Origin of the sequence: Paraclostridium dentum (assembly GCF_012922555.1) — a bacterium.
GTDB classification, from domain to species: domain Bacteria; phylum Bacillota; class Clostridia; order Peptostreptococcales; family Peptostreptococcaceae; genus Paraclostridium; species Paraclostridium dentum.
This window is the reverse complement of record NZ_WIPK01000002.1, coordinates 221,030-239,776: the sequence shown is the minus strand read 5'-3', so window position 1 is coordinate 239,776 and position 18,747 is coordinate 221,030. Positions and strand designations below refer to the sequence as shown.

The following is an 18,747-nucleotide window of genomic DNA, read 5'->3' as shown; positions in this document are numbered from 1 at the left end:
ATTATACAATATCCCGACCTTTCTATCTTTATTTTTTCTATATTTATATAATAAACTATAAATCTTAAGAATTTCTTAACATAAATCTTAAGATTTTCTTACAATTTTATTTCTTTCTAAAAATATCTTCATATATTAGACGATAAATTATTCAAAAAAGTTTCATTTTTTATAAAAATTTCCGCACAAAAAAAGACATTTATAACTTATAGTTATAAATGTCCTCTTTTTTCGTCTCTATCCAAAGTTTAAATATTAAGATTATCGAAGGTTTAGTTATGTATGTTGACAGAACACTTACGTACATAGTACGTCGTGTGAAGGAAACATACATAACTGAACCGAGTGGAACTTAATTTTAAACTAAATCTTCTTCTACATCATGGTGATGATCGTGATCATCTTCTATAACAACACCATCTAAAGCAGCTATGTGTATATTATTCTTTTTAGAATAATCTATTAAAGCAGCTTTTATAGCTTGTTCTGCTAATACTGAACAGTGCATTTTTACTGGTGGTAATCCATCTAATGCTTCTGCAACAGCTTTATTTGTTATTTCTAAAGCTTCTTCTATAGTTTTACCTTTTATTAATTCTGTAGCCATAGAAGAACTTGCTATAGCTGATCCACATCCGAAAGTCATAAACTTAACATCGTTTATTATTTTAGTGTCATTATCTATATCAAGATATATTCTCATTATATCTCCACATTTAACGTTTCCAACTTCTCCTATTCCACTAGCATCCTCTATTTCTCCAACATTTCTTGGGTTCATGAAATGATCCATAACTTTTTCACTGTATTGCATATTAATTACCTCCCTTTTCTAACTTGTTGTATAATGGTGACATACTTCTTAGTCTCTCTATTATTTTTGGTAAGTTATCTATTATATAATCTATATCTTCTTCTGTTGTAAAATCTCCTATACTAAGTCTTAATGATCCATGAGCTATCTCATGAGGTAGCCCCATAGCCATAAGAACGTGAGATGGATCTAATGATCCAGAAGTACAAGCTGATCCACTTGATGCTCCTATACCTAACATATCTAGCATTAATAGTATTCCTTCTCCTTCTATAAACTCAAATGAGAAGTTTACATTTCCTGGAAGTCTGTACTCTAAGCTTCCATTAACTTTTGTATGAGGTATTCTTTCTAGTATACCATCTATAAGTTTAGCTCTTAACGCTGTTAGTCTTTCTATATGCTCTTCCATGTTAGCTTTTGCAAGTTCACATGCTTTTGCATATCCAACTATACCTGGTATATTTTCTGTACCTGCTCTTCTTCTTCTCTCTTGTGCTCCACCATGAACGAATGTGTGTAATTTAACACCAGTTCTTATGTATAAAGCACCTATACCTTTTGGGCCATAAATCTTATGAGATGACATACTCATTAAATCTATATTTAACTCTTTAACATCTATTGGTATATTTCCAGCAGCCTGAACAGCATCTGTGTGGAATATAACATTATGTTTTTTAGCTATTTCTCCTATTTCTTTTATAGGTTGTATAGTACCTACTTCGTTGTTAGCAAACATTATACTTATTAATATAGTTTTATCTGTTATTGCTTTTTCAACATCTTCAGCATTTACTCTACCATCAGCATCTACATCCAAGTATGTTACTTCAAATCCGTGATGCTTTTCTAAATATTCACAAACATGTAATATACCATGATGTTCTATTTTAGAAGTTATTATGTGATTTCCTTTAGCCTTATTTGCAAAAGCAACTCCTTCTATTGCCCAGTTGTCACTTTCTGTTCCACCAGCTGTAAAGTATATTTCATTTGGTTTTGCATTTATAAGATTAGCTACAGTTTCTCTTGATTTATCTAAAACATTCTTTGCATCTCTCCCGAAAGAATGAAAACTTGATGCATTTCCGAAAGTTTCAGTGAAGTAAGGCATCATAGCATCTAATACTTCTTGTTTTACAGGAGTTGTAGCCGAATAATCCATATATATTTTTCTTTTTTCCATTTCATTCATCTCCTAAATCTATTTTATAATTAAATCTGTTATATCATTTATGTTTTTATTTTTTTTGTAATCATCTATCATGTTTTGAAGTGTTATTGAATTTATAACATCTTCAATACCTTTTTTAAGTCTTTCCCAAACAATTTTAGTAACACATATTCCAGAGTTTTCGCATATATCTTCATCTACTACGCAATCTGATATTGAAACAGGACCTTCAAGTACTATTAGTATATCTCCTACAGTTATATCTTTAGGTTCTTTAACTAATAAGTATCCTCCTTGAGCACCCCTTACACTTTTAATCAATCCAGCTTTTTTAAGTGCTGAAAATATTTGCTCCAAATATTGCTCTGATATATTTTGCTTTTGAGCTATTTGTCTTAATGGAACTGGTCCATTTTTCTGTGTCAACGAAAGCTCAAACATTGCTTTTAGTCCGTATCTACCTTTAGTTGATAACTTCATTTTATACACCTTCTTTTCAAATAGGTATTCCCGACTAACTTACTAGGTTTTATCTTTAAGATTATTTTATTATATCCTAGTGATCTTGTCAACATTAAATTCATACTATTTTTGTAGGAATTAAAAAAAGAGTTAAAACCTTGTGTTTTCAACTCTTTTTATTCTTTACCTATAATAAATTACCCACTGACCGACTTCTTTAAACCCTAATTTTTTATAAATTTTTCCGGCATCTTCATTATCATAAAATAGGCATGGCTTCTTTTTTTCATTTATCAAATTATTACATAACTTAACTATACATTTTGTTGCATACCCCTTATTCCTATACATAGGGTGTGTACCTACCCCAACTATCATTGCATGTGTAGCACTTTCTGATGTAGATTTTGCCATAGATACAATTTTTTTATCTTTTTCAATGTAATAACCTCTTCCAGTTCTTAAATTTTCTCTTATACTTTGTATTGTAGGTTTTTGAAATTCATTTATATCTTCATATAAATTAAGCACCTTACCTATTTTCCCAAATCTAATTTTTTTAACATCACTATCTAATTTATATTCATTTAAATAGCTTATATTTTTCAATATACAAAAATTAACAATCCTTTTTCTATCATAATTAATATATGGCTCTATATATTTTAAAGTTTCAATTTTCCCATTTATGTTACTAAATGGTAGGCTATTTATATGATCAATAAAGCAAGTCAAATCTCTATTGTCATAAGAATACAACGTTAATAGATCAAAGTATTGTATAAGTAATCCATTTATATCCCCAACAGTATTTAAATCTCCCCACATATTAAAGAATTGATTATCATATCCATATCTTTCAATATCTCCTATTACAAATAAATTAAAATCTTCTTCTTTTCTTAAGTATTCAATAATTTGATTATGGTAACATTCATCTAACTTTAGAATCATTTTATCCTCCGACATATAAGCTTAATGCTAAATAATATGTTATTAGTTATTTATTTATTCTTTTTTATAAGGCTTTTTTCCTTCATTAAATTAGTTATTATTTTATAATTATATCAAATTAAAACAAAATTTTATTTTTATAGTCAAATTACTTGAAAATGTATTTTCATAGTGATATATTAGTTTTAATAATTTCAGAAAGAAGGGTTAATTATGACTGTATTAGATGTCTTTGTTAAGAATTTATGTGGAACATTTAATAACGATGAGCAAATAGAATCTGAATTAAAAAAAGGTGAGGTAAAACACCCTTATGCAAAACATATAAATGGTATATGTAATGATAAAATTAAAAATTTACCGAAAGATTTTAAAGGTTACTTTGTTATAGAAGAAAGTTATTATAAACAAGGTAATTTTAGCAACATATTACCTCATTTATTTTTATTTACACTAAATGAAGATAATAAGGTTATGTTAACATCATATGAATTACCTGAAGGAGTTAAAAAAGAAGATTTTAGAAATGACAATGAATCATTAACAATGGATTATAATGATTTAATTGTATCTGAAAAGTTTACACCTATGGTCTATGATGAGTCTGATGGGGTGTTTACTGGAGAAAGTATTAGTCATTTTTCACCTGTAACTAAATTCGAACTAAAAGAAAGAATAGAAGACTCTACATTATATGTAAGTGAAGTTTTTTATAAAAATGATAAGATAACTTTTGGATTTGTAGATCCTCTAATATATAAAAGAATATAATAAAAAGGTACAGCATCGAAGCTGTACTTTTTTATTTTAATTAATCATTTTTATTCTTTAAAGTTTTCCAATACTGTTCAAATGATTTTTCATTTTTATTTAATCCATGAGTATAATATTTTCTATACTTTATAGGCTCAGGTAAATACTGTTGATCTACGTAATTATTTTCATAATCATGGGGATATTTATATTCGAGTCCTCTACCTAGCTTAGCTGACCCTGAATAATGAGCATCTTTTAAGTGCATAGGTATATCCCCTGTTTCTATACTATCTAAATCAGCTAATGCTAAATCTATAGCGCTTATTACTGAATTTGACTTTGGACACTGAGCTAAGTATATTGTAGCTTGTGCAAGAGGAATTCTCGCTTCTGGAAACCCTAGTTGAAGAGCTGCTGAAACACAAGCTTCAGTTATGGTTATAGCTTGAGGAACAGCAAGGCCTACATCCTCACTTGCAACGCACAATAATCTTCTTGTTATGCCTTGTATATCTCCTGCTTTTACAAGCCTTGCTAAATAATGTATAGCTGCATCTGCATCTGAGCCTCTAAGAGATTTATGAAATGCAGATAGTATAGAATATCCATCATCTCCACCTCTATCAAAATTCATCATTTTTACAGTTGAACAATCCATAACATTTTCTAGTGTTATATTCACACTGTTAGATGTTATATCTGTTCCTAAATTTACAACTAACTCTAGCTTATTCAATGCACTTCTCATATCGCCATTGCAAGTTTGAGCAATATACTCTAATGCATTTTCGTCAACATTTTCAATCTCATATGTATTAAGTTTTTTAATTTTTTCTACAGACTTTTTCAGACCTACAAATATATCATTTTTATTTATTGGTTTAAATTCGAATATAGTACTTCTACTTAATATAGCTTTATATACTACAAAATATGGATTGTCAGCTGTACTTGCTATTAATGTAACTGATCCATCCTCTATAACTTCAAGAAGTGATTGTTGTTGCTTTCTATTTAAAGCTTGTATCTCATCTAGCATTAAAATTATTCCGTTATACGAAAATAAATCTCTCTTACTGCTATCTATAGCATCTTTAATTTCTTTAGTTCCACAGTTAACTGCATTCAACTTTATATATTTTTTACCTGTTACATTAGCTATTATATTAGCTAATGTAGTTTTTCCCGTACCAGGAGGACCATATAAAATCATATTTGGAATAGTTTTATTCTCAATCAGTTTATTTATAATTTTTCCTTTTCCTATTATGTGAGTTTGCCCTATCATGTCATCTATTTGTTGAGGTCTTAATCTATCAGCTAATGGTTGCATTTTTACCTCCTAACTTTATATGTAAAATTGTATATAAATAAAAATCTAGTTCTTTTTTACTTACATTATTATACTACCTTTCAAATTTTATTTCATCTATAGTACTTTTACTATATATCATTTTTTCTAATCAAGCCTTATCTTAGGAATAAATTTTATTTTAAATTAGTATATTTATAGTATATGTGATTGTTGAAAGGGGATATTTTATGCAATATATGAATATGAATGCAATTAGAGAGAAAGGGCAACTCTCTATAAATGGAGTTGGAACTGTTAAGGTTAGAGCTGACTTAGCTTTGTTGACAGTAGGTGTAACTACATCTAATCCTGATGTTCAAGTAGCTCAAGTAGAAAATTCAAATACTGTAAATGCTATAATAATTAGTCTAACTGATTATGGGATTCCAAAAGAAAATATAAATGCTTATGATGTTTCTATAAATAAAAAATATGACAATATATCAAATGAACTTGTCGCTTATGAAATTACTACTACTTTAAGAGTTGAAATCACTAATCTAAAAAATTTAGGAGATATTTATTCTTTAGCTATAGAAAACGGCGCTAATAGCAATATTAATATTTCATTTACTATATCAGATACAGCTCCTCATTATAAAGATGCACTTTTAGCTGCAACTCAAGATGCCTTGGATAAAGGGGCATTATTAGCTAAAAACCTTGGTATAAAATTAAGACCTTTACCTGAAAGTATTTTTGAAAATAGTACTTCGATTTATTCTGTAAGTAAAAGAGATGTTGGATATTCAAGCTCTCCTTATCTATCCTCAGGTGATTTAGTAGTTACAGCTCAAGTAACTGTTGTCTTCAATACTTATATATAAAAATAAAAAAGCTGCTATAAAAGCAGCTTTTTATACTATACAATTTTCTATTTGAACTATATAATCACTACAATGCTCACATATTATTATACTTACTATATAACTATCATCTACTTTTCCAGATCTACTTAACTTATTAAATGACATTCCTTCATATTCTTTATCTATATCACTAATTACATATTTACCATCTTTTGAAAATACATAAAAATGATATTCTAAGAATCCAAAGAATTTTTGTTTTTCTTTAACTCCAGCTAAACACTCTGGACAAGCTTCTTGGTAGTATTCTAAATCAAAATCAATATTTTCATCTTGATTTAATAATCTTAAGACCTCATCTAAATCTATATTAGATACTGGCTTTTCGTCATCATTTATTAGCCCACTACAGTTGCTTTCATTTAGTTCATACTCTTTTTCTCTAAATTTAAATTTAAAATTACTCATGATACACCTCTTTTACTTTATATTCATTGGAGTTTCTTGCTTTTTAGTTGTTTCATATTCATCTTTAGTTATATATCCTAATTCTTGCATTTTATATAAAATTATATCTCGTCTTTTTTTAGCTGCTTCATAATCTGTGGAGTATAGTCCTGGATTATTTGTTATCCCAGCCAATAACGCACATTCACCTAAATTAAGTTCACTTACATTTTTGTCAAAATAGATTTTGGCTCCTTTTGCGACTCCATATGAACCTTTTCCTAAATATATATTGTTTAAATAAAGTTCTAATATTTCTCGTTTGTTCATATGTTTATTCATTTGCTTAGCGTTATACATGTCTTTAAGTTTTCTTTTTATAGTTTGGTCTGTAGTAGTTAAAAGATTTTTTGAAAGTTGCATTTCAAGTGTACTTCCACCTTGTGTAGATTTACTTATAGCATTGTGTACAACCGACCTCGCTAAAGCCATATAATCTACACCTTTATTATCATAAAATCGTTCATCTTCTATAGAAACTATCGCATTTTGTAAATTCACAGGAATTTTACTTATACTCACATAGTCGCTACTTATTGACTTGTCCTTCATATATGAGTATGTAAGTTCAGGAGTATTTCTAAACATTACATTCATTAATGCATTTCCAGCTATAGCTCCTACAAATGATATTATAAGTAAAAATATCAAGGATTTTTTTAGTACTCCTAAAAACTTTTTATTTCTTAATTTCTTTTTAGCTCTTACTTTTTCAACTCTTTTCCCACTACTTGTATATTCTTTTCTATTATCATAATTAATACTATTCTCAGCTCTATTTATGTTATTTTTTTTAATAACTTGAGTTTTTGAGTTTACATTATGAGAGCTAATTTTCTTACGCCTTATTTTATTACTTCCATCATCATAATAACTCATTTTTTTCTCTCCTTTTTAAATATATGAGTAATTATACCTTTTTATGCCAAATAAATCAAAACTTTAATTGTATATAGTTTTATGTTTTTTTGTACTTATTATTTAAAATTATTTTATATAAATTTTGAAATTTTTGTGTAAACTTGATTTTTTAGGGTATAATAAAATCTGACACAAAATTTTAGGAGGTATTTATTATGGCTTACAAAATAAATGATGCTTGCATAAGCTGTGGAGCATGCGAACCAGAATGTCCAGTTAGTTGTATATCTGCAGGAGATGACAAATACGTTATAGATCCTGATATATGTATAGAATGTGGAACTTGTAACAGCGTATGTCCTGTTGACGCTCCTCAACCAGAATAATACATAAATAAAATAGACAAAAAAAGAAAAGCTCTTAGCTTTTCTTTTTTTGTCTATTTTCAAATCCAAAATTCAATTTGATTTATTTTATACTTTTTTGTCGAAAATTGTTGACATATTTGTCGAATCTTGCTATTATTATTTCAGAAGGTTATTCCCCTGATAACCTTAAAATTTTTACTCCCCAAATAAAATATATTCCCTAATAAACCCCTTTTTATAATATATTTTACCCCTTTAAAAGCCTTACTTTGATCGGTATGAAAGTAAGGCTATTATTTTATTTACTTCCTTAAAAGCCTCAGATTTTTTCTCTATATATTCATAACAATAACCTTTATATATATTATATTTTCTACTTTCCTTATTAACTCTTATAGTTTTTATATTCCAATAGCCTGAATCCTCACTAACTATAATTTGTATAGTAGTATTGTCATTGTTCCTTCTTGTAAAGTAATGATTTTCATCACTACCTTCGTATTTCCAATCTAAGTTTTCATTTATACACTTAATGTCATTGATTATCTCTGATACATTTTCATATCTATCTTGTGGACTTACATTTATGCATTTTTCAATTATACTTATCATGTCTTTTGGGACATGTGGTAAATATTTATTTCTTTTAGGGAATTTTCCACATGCTGATGCTACTTTAACCATGTTTATATCTTTATATTTTTTTAATTGATTATTATATTCTAAATTTCCATTACACATTCTATACAAAGTTGTACCTATTTGGTATATATCAACTTTTCTATCTATAACAGTGCTCTTACATTGTTCTGGAGCTATATGTTTATAATAAACATTTCTTAATTTTCCAACTCCATTTTTATTTAAATATACAGCTGAGCCAAAATCAGTTAATACAGCTTTATTTTCATTACTTATAAGTATATTATTTGGTTTTATATCACAGTGTGCAATTCCTATATTGTGTATATACTCAACAGCATACAAAAAATCTAGTGCATAATTTTTTATTTCTCGTATAGTTAAATTTCTTGTTTCTAATAAATGATATAGTGATCCATTTTTATAATAAGGCATTGTTATATATATATTTTCATCATCATATGATACATGATTTATTTTTATTATATTCGGATGGTTTGCTTTACATATTTTTTTCGGTTCTTCAAAACATTTTTCTGGATTTTTAAAAGATGATTTTTTTATTTTCTTTAATATGAATTGTCTCCCCATTTGACTATCTTCAACTAAATATAACTTTGAATTAACCCCTTCAGATTTTAAAGGTTTTATTATTTTTAAGTCTATATTAGTAATTATATCCATAATATAGTATCACCACCTAAAAACACTCCTATCATAACCCCCATTACTGTCACTCCTAACTCTGCATTTTTATGACTTATATATACTATGATTTTTAAGTATAAATAAACACTAAAAAAGCAAATTCAATTTTGTATACTTAAAAAACCCTTATACTTATTTTAGTAAGTATAAGGGTTTTTTGTTACTTATTTAGTTCAAGAAATAATTTTGCAGTAGCTAGTGTATCACTATCTGCTCTATGTGCATTTTTATTTTCTATATTATAGTACTCACACGCAGTTTCTAATTTTTTATTTTTTCCTTTATATTCTTTGTTCTGCTTTAAAAGTTCTAAAGTACATATATGATTATTAATAGGCTCTAGACCCATTTTATCTAAATAAAAATTCAAGAACTTTAAATCAAATTTAGCGTTATGCGCAATTATTGTTTTTTCGCCTACATATTCTCTAAACTTAGGTAAAACTTCTTCTAAACTTTTTTCATTTTCTACCATTTCATTACTTATATTAGTTATATCACTTATAAATGTAGGAATTATTCCATTAGGTTTTATTAATCTTGAATAATTTCTACCTATTTTATTATCTATAATTTCAGTTACACCAATCTCTATAATCTCGCAACCTTTGTATGGATCTAAACCAGTAGTTTCTAAATCTACTACAATAAATTCTTTTTTCATATAAAACCTCTCACCTTCATATAATTATATGTATAATTATATCAAATTTTAGCATATATTAAAAAAGAAAAAGCAATAACAAATTATGTTAATGCTTTTTCTTTTCATATTTATAAATTAATTCTTGTCCTTTTTTATATTTTTAATATCAAAAATTAGTTTTATCATTTATTTAAACCCTTTTTTAGGAATTTTAGGACTTTCTAAAAATACTAATCCATTTCCTTGAACCTTTTTATCATAACTTAAGTCTAAAGTAAACTTAATAAGTTGTGCATATATTTCTGACTCGCTTAGTTCTCTTTCAAACGCTCCATCTGAGTAGTTCTTTATAAGAGCTAGTGCTCCACTAACATGAGGGGCCGCCATACTTGTTCCATCTAAAATTGCATACGAGTTATTTTTATAAGTAGACAAAATACCTACCCCTGGTGCCATTACATCTAGATAATTATTACTATTTGAAAAATATGCAGGTTTAGCATTCTCATCCACAGCTCCAACTGAAATAACTTCACTGTATGCAGCTGGATAAGAATATTCATTTGTAGATGAGTTATTATCTCCATCATTTCCTGCTGCACAGACCACTAATATATTATTGCTTGCAGCTTTTCTTATAGCTTTATGAAGATTTTCATCATCAATATATCCACCTAATGACATACTTATAACATCTACCTTCTTACTTGTAGCATAATTAATAGCATTTATTATCCACTTATACTCTCCTTCTCCATCTCCATTTAAAGCCTTTAAAATCATAAGACTACATTCAGGCGCAACACTAAGAACAATTCCAGCAACATGAGTTCCATGGCCTACATAATCATTAGCTATATCTTTATTTGAGTTATCATCTTTTGTAAAGTTTCTTGTGTGTACTATATTATTTTTTAGTGCTTTATGATCAACATCACAACCCGTATCTATGATAGCTACCGTAATTCCTTTTCCGCGGTTTGATTTAGCCCAAAATTTATCAGCTCTAATCATTTTGACCCCATAAGAAACTATTTTAGTCTCTCTACTAACTTCATTTACTTTATATGGAAGCAATCTCATTTTGCTCATCTAATACAACTCCTTTGATAACATTCATACTGAATTATATACAATTTAAAGTTATATTGTGATAAGCCTTAAGCGTAAAAAATGTCCTAAGGTTTAATCCTTAAGACATTTTTATTCTTTAAATTTATTTTTTATCAGCTATTAGTTCTTTTATAGCTCCTATGCTTCCAAGTAATCCTTGTGATTCATATGGAATGAATACTTTATTTTCACCTTTAGCCATTTCGCTTAATGCTTCTACATATTTAACAGATAACATTGCTTCATCAACATTAGCATTTTTAAGAGCTTCATATACCATTCTAACTCTATTTGCTTCTGCTTCTGCAATTTTATTGATTGCTTCTGCTTCCCCTTCTGCAATTCTAATTTGAGATTCTCTCTTAGCTTCTGCATGAAGTATAGCAGTTTGCTTTTCTCCTTCTGCCTTTAATATTTGAGATTCTTTATGTCCTTGTGCCCCAGTTATAGCAGCTTGTTTTGTACCTTCTGCTTGAAGTATAACTGCACGTTTCTCTCTCTCTGCTCTCATTTGTTTTTCCATTGCTTCTTTTATATCCGCTGGAAGATCTATGTTTTTAATTTCAACTCTTTCTACTCTTACTCCCCATTTATCAGTAGCTTCATCAAGTATTATTCTAAGTTTATTATTTACATCATCTCTTGAAGATAGCGTTCTGTCTAGTTCCATAGTTCCTATTACATCCCTTAATGTAGTAGTTGTTAAATATCTTATAGCTTGAACTAAATTAGCTATTTCATAAGTTGCCTTAAAAGAATCTGTAATTTGATAATACACAACCGTATCAATTGACATTGTAACGTTGTCTTTAGTTATAACAGGTTGTGGTGGAGAATCTATAACTTGAGTTCTAAGATCTATTCTCTTAACAACTCTATCTAATATAGGAATAACTATATTTAATCCTGATTCACCTGTTTTCCAATACTTCCCTAATCTTTCTACTATAATAACTTCTGATTGTTTTACTATTTTAATAGTAGAAAAAGCTAAAACTATAACTAATACTATTAAAACTGTAAAGAATATTGATGCAAACATTTAAAACCCTCCTTTATGCAATTTTTACAATTAATTTTACCCCATCTATTTTTTCAACAACTACATTGGCATCTTTAGGTATTTCTATTGAATTAACTGATATTGCAGTCCAAACTTCTCCATTTAATTTTACTAATCCAGGTTCGTCTGAGCTAATATCTTTTACTACTACACCAGTTTTTCCTATTAAAGCATCTATGGTAGATGGTTTTATTTCTTTATTTACCTCAAAGTATCTCTGAAGTACACTTCTACCAAATATAATTCCTATACCTGAAACAATACACATTATTACGATTTGTGCACCCCAAGAAGGTATTATAAATGATGCTAACCCTGCTATAAGGCAGCCTATGGCGAAAAATATAGATAGAAAGTTTACTGTAACAGCTTCAATTATAAGTAATACTATCCCTATTATAATCCATATTAAAAACATTAAATCTCCCTCCTTAAGTATACTATACCCTATTTTAAATACCTTTGTAATTATAGTATATGCTTTGTAGCCTTATTGTAACTACTTAAATATTTTTTATTACCTCTTTTTCATTTTTGCTTATATCTATATTTTTTATCTCTCTGTTTTCTTTTCCTTCTCTGATAACCTCCCCTTTAGTTATTATTTCATCTTTTATACAAACTTCAATCTTTGTTCCATTTAATAAATAATATGTTCCTATTCCACTTTTCTTATCCTCTTTCCATTCCCCTATATATCTATAACTTTCACATGTGTAAGTTCCTACTCCGGATTTTTCCCCATCTTTATATTCGCCTTCGTAAACTGAATTATCTTTATATACATATAACCCTTTTTCATCAAATTTATCATCTTTAAAATAACCTTTATAACTTTCTCCATTTCTATACTTTAATATTCCATAACCTTTTTTATATCCATATTTAAATTCACCTTCATATATGTCTCCAGATTCATTAGTATGTACACCTTTTCCATGATATACATTATTTTTAAATTCACCTATATATTTACTTCCATTAGCATATGAGTAACTTCCTTTTCCATTTAATTTGTCTTCTTTATATTCACCTTCAAATACTCCTCCGTTATTACATACATACTTGCCTTTTCCTTCTCTTAATCCATCGCTAAAAGTGCCCGAAAACTTATCTCCATTATTATATATAACAAGTCCTTTTCCTTCTCTTTTTCCATTTCTAAACTCACCTTTGTAAATATCCTTATTTACAAAAGTATACATTCCTATGCCCTCTATAGTTCCAAATTTAAAATCCCCACTATAAACAGAACCATCACTATAAATATACTTTCCTATACTATGCATCAAATCTTCTTTCCATAAACCTTCATATCTATCCTTATTTGCAAAAATGCAAATTCCAAATCCACTTCTTTTTCCGTCCACTAATTCCCCTTTATATGTATCTCCATTATCATATTTTAAAATTTCGTATTTATCATCTTTATTACTTATTTTGGTACTTTTAATTGAGTTATTACTCTCGTCAGTTTGATTTCTTTTAATACCTCTATATCCACCTCTCAAATTATTTGTTTTTTCACTATATCCGTTGATACTTTTTCTTTGTCTATTCTTTCTAATTTCTAAAATAAACAATAATAACTTAATTCCCATAAATGCCATTGATAAAGTAATAAATATAACAAATACCATTTCAAAATAACTTTTTATACCTTCCATACATAGTCCTCCTTATATTCTTATAATATAAGTTTATATATACAAGTCCAAAAAAATGATTTTATTTATACGACAGAAGATAATGAATTTTTTAACAAAAATTCACTTCGTTCATATCGCTAACGACTACGTCCGTTGCTTAAAAAGCTTTTTTACTCTAAGTGGCATACAATTTAATGTATATATATTAATCCATGAGGTCTTGTCTAATATAATTTTATGAATCGTAAAAAAGACTGTCCCAAAGTAAAATCTGTAGCTAAGTATTAAACTTATACAAATTTACTGTAAGACAGCCTGTATATTCTTATTTAGTTTATGTAAAAAATATTATCCTCTTATTTCTGCAGCTGTAACTATCTTATGATTTCTAAATACATAACTTCCTGCAAATCCTACAATAGAACTTATTACAGCACATATAGCCATACATATTAAAACTTCTTTAGCTGGGTTAAATGCAAACATAACTGGAAGTCCTGCAGATGGTGCAGCTGTACCTGGTGCATTATTTACAAGCCCCATTGCTGAAACTACTACTCCTCCAAGTGCCCCACTTATAAAGTTTGTTACATATATAGGTATTGGATTTGCTGATATTATATCTGCTTGTGTCAATGGTTCAATTACAACAGATATAGTGTCTCTTGTATCTCCAAATTTTAATTTTTTAAATAATATAAAGTTTGCAAAAGATGTTGCTGATATAGGTAGTGATGCTATCGCCATAGGTACTCCTGTTAAACCTAGCATAGCTGTAAGTGCCATAGAACTTAATGGAGATGTTGATATTAATGTGAAGAATCCTCCTATTATTAATCCCATTACTATTGGACTTGAATTTGTAGATCCTGCTATTACTTCTCCTATTGTTAATAATGTACTATTTACTACAGGTTCTAATGACACACCTATTAATCTAGTTATTGGTGCCATTACAATTACCATGACTAATAAATCAAGTCCTGGAGGAACTTTTTCTTCTAAATACTTAACTGCAAATGACATTAAATATCCAGCTATAAATCCTGGTAGTATTCCTAATCCTGAACAAGTTATTCCTAGTAACATTGAATATACCGGAGAAACTCCTAATGCTAACATAACTAATGATGCTGCAACTAAACCTCCAAGTCCTCCATTTATTGATCCTAGTTCACTAAGAAATGGAATTCCAAGAGTATTTCCTAGTAATGAAAACTGTATAGCTTCCACTAAAAATGTAGCACACGCTGCACTAGCTAGTGCACCCATAGCCTTCATACCATGCGGCGCCTTGTAACTAAACACTGAGAACGCGGTCAGTACTGCTAATAATAATACTGTTCCTTTTATAACTTCCATTTTTAAAGCCCCCTCTTTTGTCCAAAAAATGTTAACCTTTTCCTATATTATAATCTAAAACCTAATCATCTTGCAATAATTTTCAAAATATTTAAATTATATATAATATTTTTTATACACACAAAAACAAACCAACTACTGCTAAAATGCGCTTAGTAGCTGGCTTGTAAAACTTCTTCTAAATTCAATTTTTCTTCTTCTAAATCTTGTTCAAATAGTTCTAATATTTGAGTCAATTCTTGTTTATATTGGTCTTGACCTAACTTATAATACGATAAATCTTCCATTAATTCCATCATATCTAGGTATACATTTTCTAATAGATAAAAGTATCCCTTGCTTATATCAATAAGGTTCTTAAATGTAAGTAATTTTTTACTAACATCTTTTATATATTCTATATTGTATATATCTAAATCAATTATAGACTTTAGATATAATCTTAAAGTTTTTAAAATCTCTATAGAAATATCATCTAAATTTACATTTTCTTCATCAACATGCACTCTATGTTTATATTCTTCAAAAACAAATTCTAAATTTGTATTAATTTCGACAAAAGGGTTTTTTATTAAATCTTTTATAATCAATAATTCTCTTATACATTTTTTATTAGTTAATGTCATGTCTAATATAAGCAAATTGTATGCATCTGCTAAAGGATCGTGTGCTTCTCCGTCAAACTCGACATTTGAATATTCAAGTAAATTCTTTAAAGATATATAATTTATACATCTAATACCTTTATTTAAGTATTCTTTTTTTATGTCAATAAATAAATCTTTTATATTATTAACAAACCTTGGATGGTTATTTTTTTTAGAACTTCTTCGATCTGTATTTGCAAAACATGTTAAATCTAGATTTCCAAAAGTATAAATACCTTCTATTTCCGAAAACTCACCTAACCATCTTTTGAAATCTCTCATTACCTCTTCATAGGTAGGCGCATCAGCAATTTCTTCATTGGTTATTTTAGTAAGTTCTTCTATGTGAGGATATATATCAATCTCGCTTACTGGTTTTATTAACGATTTAAAATTTGAAATGTCCCTTGTAGCCATATCGTATTTTACAGCTCCAATAGCAATAATATCAGCATTATTTATATCTCTTCCATATTTAGAATTTGACATATTCATCTCAAAATCTATATATATTTTTTTCATCCCCTTCATCCTCTCTAAAGCATAAAACCTATACATTTTACCACTTAATTAAATTTATCATAATATAATTTTATAATACATTTTTATTAATATCAATCTAAAAGAAAAAGGATGTACTAAGTACACCCTACTCAAATCTCTCTAGGAAAGAATGTTTTTCTCCATCCTGTTGCCATCCTAAAACTGAATCAATATTTACATTTTCTGCAGCTTTAAAAATAGATTTTTCTACATCTTTGAAGTTATCGCCTAAGTTTTTAATAAGATCTTTTATTTCATATCTCTTATTACCTGTCTTTTTAGCCGCTACCATACAAGCACAGTTTAAAGGCCATATACCACTATTTTGTATAAATCTAACTATATGCTCTTCTCTTATATAGTATAAAGGTCTTATTATTTCAATTCCATCAAAATTTGTAGATTTTAACTTTGGAAGCATTGTTTTAAAGTTACCTGCACATAATAAATTAAGCATTGTCGTTTCTATTACATCATCATAGTGATGTCCTAAAGCTAATTTATTACATCCTAACTCTTCTGCTTTAGAATATAATGCTCCTCTTCTCATTCTTGCACACATATAACAAGGATAATCTTTTGCTATTTCATCTGCAATTTCAAATATTTTCGAATCAAACAAATGTATAGGTATATCTAAGTATTCACAGTTATCTACTAATAATTGTCTTATATCTTTATGATATCCAGGGTCCATAGCTATAAATTCAACGTCAAAGTTTACTTGACTATGTCTTTTTAACTCTTGGAACATCTTTGCCATAAGCAAACTATCTTTTCCTCCAGATATAGCTACTGCAATTTTGTCGCCTTCTTCAACTAAATTATATGCTCTTATAGCCTTTATAAACTTAGACCATAAGTTTTTTCTATATCTTTTTACAATACTTCTTTCGATATCTTTAAGTGGCTGTCTTTCATCAAAAGGAACTATAATTTCACAGCCTTTTCCTGCTAATTCGCTCATTCAATCACCTCATCTTTTTGTGAACATGCAACTTATTTTATCATAAAGGCCAATATTAGTTCAAGATATTCCTACCTTATATCTAATTATTTCCCAGAAAATCATTTACTTTTATTATTATCTTCAAATTTCTACTTATTATATATGTTTTTTAATTTATAAATTTTGTGTAACTTTTTAGCTACATATGAATATTATGCTATTAGATACAGTTAATTTAACTGTTATTTAGATATAATTTTCAAAATACATCATTTGAACTGGAGGAATTTTGGTGAACGATAGAAACGATAGAATTGTAAAAAAGAATTGTGGTTGCGAATTAGCTAGACCATATGTTAATGATCAAGTGTTTTGCAAAATGTATAATTTGTCAAAAGCACTTCAATATGGAACTATATTTCCTGAATTAAATTTATGGGAATCTACTATGTATAATAAAGATTTATATAGATATATAAAAAAAATTAATGGAGGTAAAAGATAATGGCTACACGTGCTGATATGTTAACAGATATAGAAGAACTTTGTTTTGCATGTTTAGATATGAACTTATACCTAGACAATAATAAAGATGATGAAAGAGCGTTAGCAACTTATAATAAATTATGTGCAGAATTTGCTAAAGCTAGAATGAACTATGAAAAAAGATATGGCCCATTAAATAACTTTGGATACTCTCCAAGTCAAAGTCCCTTTCAATGGGTAGAAGGGCCATGGCCTTGGGAAAATAAATTTTATGAAATGTAAATAGGGGGATAATTTTTATGTGGATATATCAAAAAACTTTACAACATCCTGTAAATCTTAAATCTAAAGATTTACAAATGGCTAAGTATTTAATAACTCAATTTGGAGGACCTAATGGTGAATTAGGTGCTGCTTTAAGATATTTATCTCAACGATTTACTATGCCAACAAGTAAATCTAAGGGACTTTTAACCGATATTGGTACAGAAGAACTAGCTCACGTTGAAATGATTGCTAGTATGGTTTATCAACTTACTCAAGATGCAACTCCAGAAGAACTTAGAAAAGCTGGTCTTGGTGAAAACTACGCACAAAATGGATTTGGAATATTCCCTTCAGATGCTCATGGAGTTCCTTTTTCAGCATCTACAATAGCTGTTATGGGAAATCCAGTTACAGATTTGCATGAAGATATGGCTGCAGAGCAAAAAGCTTTAGCAACTTATTATCAACTTACTAATTTAACTGACGATGTAGATATTAAAAATGTTCTTCGTTTCTTAGGTGAAAGAGAAATTATTCATTATCAAAGATTCGGAGAAGCTTTAATGGATATATATGATTACCAAGAAAGTAAAAAAACATTTTAATAAAA

Annotated in this window: 22 protein-coding genes; 6 read left to right on the top strand and 16 right to left on the bottom strand. The window is 28.2% G+C overall.

Going from position 1 to position 18,747, the window contains the following annotated elements; genetic code table 11:
• Nucleotides 1-358: 358 nt before the first annotated feature.
• The 4 genes from nifU to GFJ41_RS07070 form a co-directional block, all read right to left on the bottom strand.
• The gene (gene nifU, locus GFJ41_RS07085) at nt 359-814 is read right to left on the bottom strand and encodes a Fe-S cluster assembly scaffold protein NifU (protein ID WP_035114400.1); all 456 of its coding nucleotides are present in this window, start codon (nt 812-814) and stop codon (nt 359-361) included.
• A gap of 1 nt (nt 815) precedes the next feature.
• A complete protein-coding gene (nifS, locus tag GFJ41_RS07080; protein WP_021429866.1) occupies nt 816-2,003 on the bottom strand; it encodes a cysteine desulfurase NifS in 1,188 nt (395 codons plus the stop codon).
• Between the two features lie 18 nt (nt 2,004-2,021).
• Nucleotides 2,022-2,471 (bottom strand): RrF2 family transcriptional regulator, encoded by a 450-nt coding sequence (locus GFJ41_RS07075; RefSeq protein WP_035114403.1) that lies wholly within the window; start codon nt 2,469-2,471, stop codon nt 2,022-2,024.
• Nucleotides 2,472-2,636: 165 nt separating this feature from the next.
• Entirely contained in the window at nt 2,637-3,407 is a 771-nt protein-coding gene (locus GFJ41_RS07070) for a GNAT family N-acetyltransferase (RefSeq protein WP_035114406.1), read from the bottom strand.
• 213 nt (nt 3,408-3,620) lie between these two features.
• Here GFJ41_RS07070 and GFJ41_RS07065 point away from each other — a divergent pair, with 213 nt between their 5' ends.
• Nucleotides 3,621-4,178 (top strand): hypothetical protein, encoded by a 558-nt coding sequence (locus GFJ41_RS07065; protein WP_170074969.1) that lies wholly within the window; start codon nt 3,621-3,623, stop codon nt 4,176-4,178.
• 40 nt (nt 4,179-4,218) lie between these two features.
• Here the strand turns inward: GFJ41_RS07065 and GFJ41_RS07060 are convergent, their stop codons facing one another.
• Nucleotides 4,219-5,496 (bottom strand): replication-associated recombination protein A, encoded by a 1,278-nt coding sequence (locus tag GFJ41_RS07060; protein ID WP_170074968.1) that lies wholly within the window; start codon nt 5,494-5,496, stop codon nt 4,219-4,221.
• A gap of 209 nt (nt 5,497-5,705) precedes the next feature.
• Between GFJ41_RS07060 and GFJ41_RS07055 the strand changes: the two genes are divergently transcribed.
• Complete coding sequence (locus GFJ41_RS07055; protein ID WP_170074967.1) at nt 5,706-6,344, top strand: SIMPL domain-containing protein; 639 nt, start codon at nt 5,706-5,708, stop codon at nt 6,342-6,344.
• Nucleotides 6,345-6,374: 30 nt separating this feature from the next.
• Here the strand turns inward: GFJ41_RS07055 and GFJ41_RS07050 are convergent, their stop codons facing one another.
• Both GFJ41_RS07050 and GFJ41_RS07045 read right to left on the bottom strand, forming a co-directional pair.
• On the bottom strand, nt 6,375-6,794 hold the full coding sequence (locus GFJ41_RS07050) for a DUF3785 family protein (RefSeq protein WP_170074966.1): 420 nt from the start codon (nt 6,792-6,794) through the stop codon (nt 6,375-6,377).
• A 12-nt stretch (nt 6,795-6,806) separates the two neighbouring features.
• Complete coding sequence (locus GFJ41_RS07045; RefSeq protein WP_170074965.1) at nt 6,807-7,712, bottom strand: transglycosylase domain-containing protein; 906 nt, start codon at nt 7,710-7,712, stop codon at nt 6,807-6,809.
• 197 nt (nt 7,713-7,909) lie between these two features.
• On the opposite strand from GFJ41_RS07045, the gene fdxA reads away from it, so the two are divergent.
• On the top strand, nt 7,910-8,080 hold the full coding sequence (gene fdxA / locus GFJ41_RS07040; protein WP_035114423.1) for a 4Fe-4S ferredoxin: 171 nt from the start codon (nt 7,910-7,912) through the stop codon (nt 8,078-8,080).
• A gap of 246 nt (nt 8,081-8,326) precedes the next feature.
• Here the strand turns inward: fdxA and GFJ41_RS07035 are convergent, their stop codons facing one another.
• The 9 genes from GFJ41_RS07035 to GFJ41_RS06995 all read right to left on the bottom strand — a co-directional run bounded on the left by GFJ41_RS07035 (nt 8,327) and on the right by GFJ41_RS06995 (nt 17,402).
• The gene (locus GFJ41_RS07035; RefSeq protein WP_021429935.1) at nt 8,327-9,388 is read right to left on the bottom strand and encodes a serine/threonine-protein kinase; all 1,062 of its coding nucleotides are present in this window, start codon (nt 9,386-9,388) and stop codon (nt 8,327-8,329) included.
• A 184-nt stretch (nt 9,389-9,572) separates the two neighbouring features.
• Nucleotides 9,573-10,076, bottom strand: coding sequence for a 3'-5' exonuclease (locus GFJ41_RS07030; protein ID WP_021429918.1), 504 nt, complete (start codon nt 10,074-10,076; stop codon nt 9,573-9,575).
• A 168-nt stretch (nt 10,077-10,244) separates the two neighbouring features.
• Nucleotides 10,245-11,150 carry a S8 family peptidase gene (locus tag GFJ41_RS07025; RefSeq protein ID WP_035114426.1) on the bottom strand — a complete coding sequence of 302 codons (906 nt, stop codon included), beginning with the start codon at nt 11,148-11,150 and terminating at the stop codon, nt 10,245-10,247.
• Between the two features lie 124 nt (nt 11,151-11,274).
• Nucleotides 11,275-12,213 carry an SPFH domain-containing protein gene (locus tag GFJ41_RS07020; RefSeq protein ID WP_021429891.1) on the bottom strand — a complete coding sequence of 313 codons (939 nt, stop codon included), beginning with the start codon at nt 12,211-12,213 and terminating at the stop codon, nt 11,275-11,277.
• 13 nt (nt 12,214-12,226) lie between these two features.
• Nucleotides 12,227-12,652 carry an NfeD family protein gene (locus GFJ41_RS07015; protein ID WP_035114432.1) on the bottom strand — a complete coding sequence of 142 codons (426 nt, stop codon included), beginning with the start codon at nt 12,650-12,652 and terminating at the stop codon, nt 12,227-12,229.
• Between the two features lie 85 nt (nt 12,653-12,737).
• Nucleotides 12,738-13,901, bottom strand: a complete 1,164-nt coding sequence (locus tag GFJ41_RS07010; RefSeq protein ID WP_052169058.1) for a hypothetical protein — start codon at nt 13,899-13,901, stop codon at nt 12,738-12,740.
• Nucleotides 13,902-14,231: 330 nt separating this feature from the next.
• Entirely contained in the window at nt 14,232-15,245 is a 1,014-nt protein-coding gene (locus GFJ41_RS07005; protein ID WP_021429898.1) for a PTS sugar transporter subunit IIC, read from the bottom strand.
• A 152-nt stretch (nt 15,246-15,397) separates the two neighbouring features.
• Nucleotides 15,398-16,414: a 3'-5' exonuclease gene (locus tag GFJ41_RS07000; protein WP_170074964.1), complete on the bottom strand. Its 1,017-nt coding sequence runs from the start codon at nt 16,412-16,414 to the stop codon at nt 15,398-15,400.
• Between the two features lie 127 nt (nt 16,415-16,541).
• Nucleotides 16,542-17,402, bottom strand: coding sequence for a tRNA 2-thiocytidine biosynthesis TtcA family protein (locus GFJ41_RS06995; protein WP_021429844.1), 861 nt, complete (start codon nt 17,400-17,402; stop codon nt 16,542-16,544).
• Nucleotides 17,403-17,676: 274 nt separating this feature from the next.
• On the opposite strand from GFJ41_RS06995, the gene GFJ41_RS06990 reads away from it, so the two are divergent.
• From GFJ41_RS06990 to GFJ41_RS06980, 3 genes are read left to right on the top strand one after another with little or no spacing between them, the layout of a single operon-like run.
• A complete protein-coding gene (locus GFJ41_RS06990; RefSeq protein ID WP_052169059.1) occupies nt 17,677-17,889 on the top strand; it encodes a spore coat associated protein CotJA in 213 nt (70 codons plus the stop codon).
• Nucleotides 17,889-18,152, top strand: a complete 264-nt coding sequence (locus tag GFJ41_RS06985) for a spore coat protein CotJB (RefSeq protein WP_114543286.1) — start codon at nt 17,889-17,891, stop codon at nt 18,150-18,152. Before GFJ41_RS06990 ends, GFJ41_RS06985 begins: the two co-directional genes overlap by 1 nt.
• 17 nt (nt 18,153-18,169) lie before the next feature.
• Entirely contained in the window at nt 18,170-18,742 is a 573-nt protein-coding gene (locus GFJ41_RS06980) for a manganese catalase family protein (protein ID WP_053831263.1), read from the top strand.
• The last annotated feature ends 5 nt before the right edge of the window (nt 18,743-18,747 follow it).